This is a genomic window from Streptomyces swartbergensis (genome assembly GCF_002148965.1).
Classification (GTDB): Bacteria; Actinomycetota; Actinomycetes; order Streptomycetales; family Streptomycetaceae; genus Streptomyces; species Streptomyces swartbergensis.
Genome location: NZ_NGFN01000570.1, coordinates 1 through 3,012, shown reverse-complemented (window position 1 = coordinate 3,012; position 3,012 = coordinate 1). Strand labels below are relative to the sequence as shown.

Sequence of the window (3,012 nt, the reverse complement as noted above, 5' to 3'; positions counted from 1 at the left end):
GATTCGTACGTGTCGAGCATGTCGATTCGGCGGATGTGACGTTCGTCACCGGAGAACGGCGTGCTGAGGAACGTCTCGATGAACGCCGTCGCCTCGTCCTGCGAGTGCATGCGCGCGCCCACGGCGACGACGTTGGCGTTGTTGTGCTGGCGGCCGAGTGCCGCCGTCTCCTCGCTCCAGGCGAGGGCCGCACGGACGCCCTTGACCTTGTTCGCGGCGATCTGCTCGCCGTTGCCCGAGCCGCCGATGACGATGCCGAGGGCCTCGGGGTCCGCGGCCGTCCGCTCCGCGGCGCGGAGGCAGAAGGGCGGGTAGTCGTCCTGGGCGTCGTAGATGTGCGGGCCGCAGTCGACGGGGTCGTGACCCGCCGCCTTCAGCCACTCGACGAGGTGGTTCTTGAGTTCGTAGCCCGCATGGTCCGAGCCGAGGTACACGCGCATGGGACGAGTGTGACACGGGTGTTTCGGGGCAGGCGCGTCGGGTGGCGCTCACGAAAACGCGAGGCGAATGTGAGCCACGTTATAGAAGCTCAGGAAAACCTCAAGTAACAATCTGGATTCAAAGGTTCTCCCCATCGTTCGCCTCCGATTCACTGGACGCGCTCGTACACCGCTCGTACGCCGCTCGTACACCGCTCGTATGAGCCCCTGTACACCGTCTTGCCGCGACACACCCCCGTTCGTACGGCTCAGGCGGTGCGTACGGAAAACAGCTCCCCGGCGCAAAGGAAAACCGTTCCATGACCTCGCAGCCGACTCTCAACACGACAGGAAACGAACCCGGCGGCCCCGGAGAACCCGGCGGCGAACCCGGGCTCCGGGCCGGGCTCAAGAACCGGCATCTGTCGATGATCGCCATCGGCGGTGTCATCGGGGCGGGCCTGTTCGTGGGGTCCAGCTCGGGTATCGCCACCGCGGGGCCCGGCATCCTGCTGTCGTACGCCCTCGTCGGCACGCTCGTCGTGCTGGTGATGCGGATGCTCGGTGAGATGTCGGCCGCCAACCCGACCTCGGGTTCCTTCTCCGCGCACGCCGACCGGGCGCTCGGTCCCTGGGCCGGTTTCTCCATCGGCTGGCTGTACTGGTTCTTCTGGGTGGTCGTGCTGGCGGTGGAGGCGACCGCCGGTGCCGTGATCCTGGAGGGGTGGATACCGGCCGTGCCGCAGTGGGCCTGGGCCCTGATCGTGATGGTGGTGCTCACCGCCACCAACCTCGTCTCCGTCGGGTCGTACGGCGAGTTCGAGTTCTGGTTCGCCGGGATCAAGGTGGTCGCGATCGCCGCGTTCATCGTCATCGGCGGGCTCGCCGTCTTCGGCGTGCTGCCCGGCGTCGACAGCGAACAGGCCGGGCTGAGCAACCTCACCGAGCACGGCGGCTTCCTGCCCCATGGTGCCGGGGCGATCCTCACCGGTGTGCTGCTCGTCGTCTTCTCCTTCATGGGCAGCGAGATCGCCACCCTGGCCGCCGGTGAGTCCGAGAACCCGCAGCAGGCCGTCACCAAGGCCACCAACAGCATCATCTGGCGAGTCGCCGTCTTCTACCTCGGCTCGATCCTCGTCGTGGTGTCCCTGCTGCCCTGGGACAGCAAGTCCATCACCGACGACGGCTCCTACGTCGCCGCGCTCGACTCCCTCGGCATTCCGCACGCCGGTCAGATCATGAACTTCATCGTGCTGACCTCGGTGCTGTCCTGCCTCAACTCCGGCCTCTACACCGCCTCCCGCATGGCCTTCTCGCTCGGCCGGCGCGGCGACGCGCCCAAGGCCTTCGCCCGCACGACCGCCAACGGCGTGCCGCGCACGGCGATCCTCGCGTCCGTCGCGTTCGGATTCGTCGCCGTCTTCTTCAACTACAAGTTCCCGGACTCCGTCTTCCTCTTCCTCGTGAACTCCAGTGGCGCGGTCGCCCTGTTCGTGTGGCTGGTGATCTGCTTCTCCCAGCTGCGGATGCGGAAGATCATCCAGGCCGAGGCGCCTGAGAAGCTCGTCGTGAAGATGTGGCTGTACCCGTACCTGACCTGGGCGACGGCCGCGCTGATCGTGTTCATCCTCGGTTACATGCTCACCGACACCGAGCACGACGGGCGCCAGACCATCGTGCTGTCGCTGCTCGTCGCGGCGCTCGTCCTCGCCGTCGCCTTCGTGAAGGAGAAGGTCCGTGGGGGGCGGCGGGCCGCCGCCGTTGACGCCGCCCAGGGCCAGGCGCAGGCGCAGGACGACAGCCGGGACGAGGTCTCGGCCGGCTGACCCTTCCGGCGCTCTCCGTTCGTGGTGGACCGGGGGCCTGCGGTGCGTGTTCTTCCCGTACTTCCCGTACACGCGCCGCAGGCCCTTTCCGTTGCCGCCTACAGCACCGTGAAGCTGTCCTTGACCTTCTCGTACGTGCGGAGGGCTTCCGGTTCGATGCCGGAGTCGTACCAGGTGTTGATCTGGTACGACGTGCCGTCCACGTTGAAGCCGAGCAGGCGGGCGTGCCAGTGGACGCCCTGCAGCGTGAACGTGTACTCCCAGACCACCGCCGGGTGGCCGCGGAACGTGGTCTCCTCCAGGCGGATCTTGCGGTAGTCCTGGCCCTGGTGGGCGTTGCGCTCCGAGGTCTGCCAGGTCTTCAGCAGGTCGCCACGGGCCAGGGACGACTTGCCGACGAGTTCCTGCGTGCCGTCCGGGGAGGTGTAGTGCACCTCCGCGCCCGTCTTCACGTCCCGCCGCCAGCCCTCGGGTGTCGCCCAGGCGAACCCTCCGGCCTCCCGGTGCGCGCCCGGCGGCAGGCTCTGCGGCCGGGATGTGCCTTCGACGGTGGCTGAGGGCGTGGAGTCCGGGGTGGGGTCAGCGGTCGGGGCTGTGGCCGGGTCCGTGGTGAGTGGTGCGGAGGCCGAGGCGTCCGCGCGGGGGGCGTCGCCGCCCGGTGAGCCGGAGGACGTCGCCAGCAGGATTCCTACCACGGCGCCGACCGTCGTGACGGTGGCCGCCGCGGCGGCGAGCATCGTACGGCGGTGGCCGGCTCGGGGGCGGGC

Annotated in this window: 2 protein-coding genes and 1 pseudogene; 1 reads left to right on the top strand and 2 read right to left on the bottom strand. The window is 68.5% G+C overall.

What is annotated here, in order from left to right; all coding sequences use genetic code 11:
* On the bottom strand, nucleotides 1–440 hold a 440-nt coding region (locus CA983_RS42165), incomplete at its 3' end, for a ribose-5-phosphate isomerase (protein WP_086605921.1).
* Between the two features lie 299 nt (nucleotides 441–739).
* Here CA983_RS42165 and CA983_RS42160 point away from each other — a divergent pair.
* Nucleotides 740–2,245 carry an amino acid permease gene (locus CA983_RS42160; protein ID WP_086605920.1) on the top strand — a complete coding sequence of 502 codons (1,506 nt, stop codon included), beginning with the start codon at nucleotides 740–742 and terminating at the stop codon, nucleotides 2,243–2,245.
* A gap of 98 nt (nucleotides 2,246–2,343) precedes the next feature.
* On the opposite strand, the pseudogene CA983_RS42155 reads toward CA983_RS42160, so the two are convergent.
* Nucleotides 2,344–3,012: pseudogene (locus CA983_RS42155) on the bottom strand (alanine and proline-rich secreted protein Apa); the annotation flags it as partial.

What these genes read in the sequence shown, in the direction of transcription:
- CA983_RS42160 (WP_086605920.1), top strand. Translation starts at nt 740, where the DNA reads ATGACCTCGCAGCCGACTCTCAACACGACAGGAAACGAACCCGGCGGC.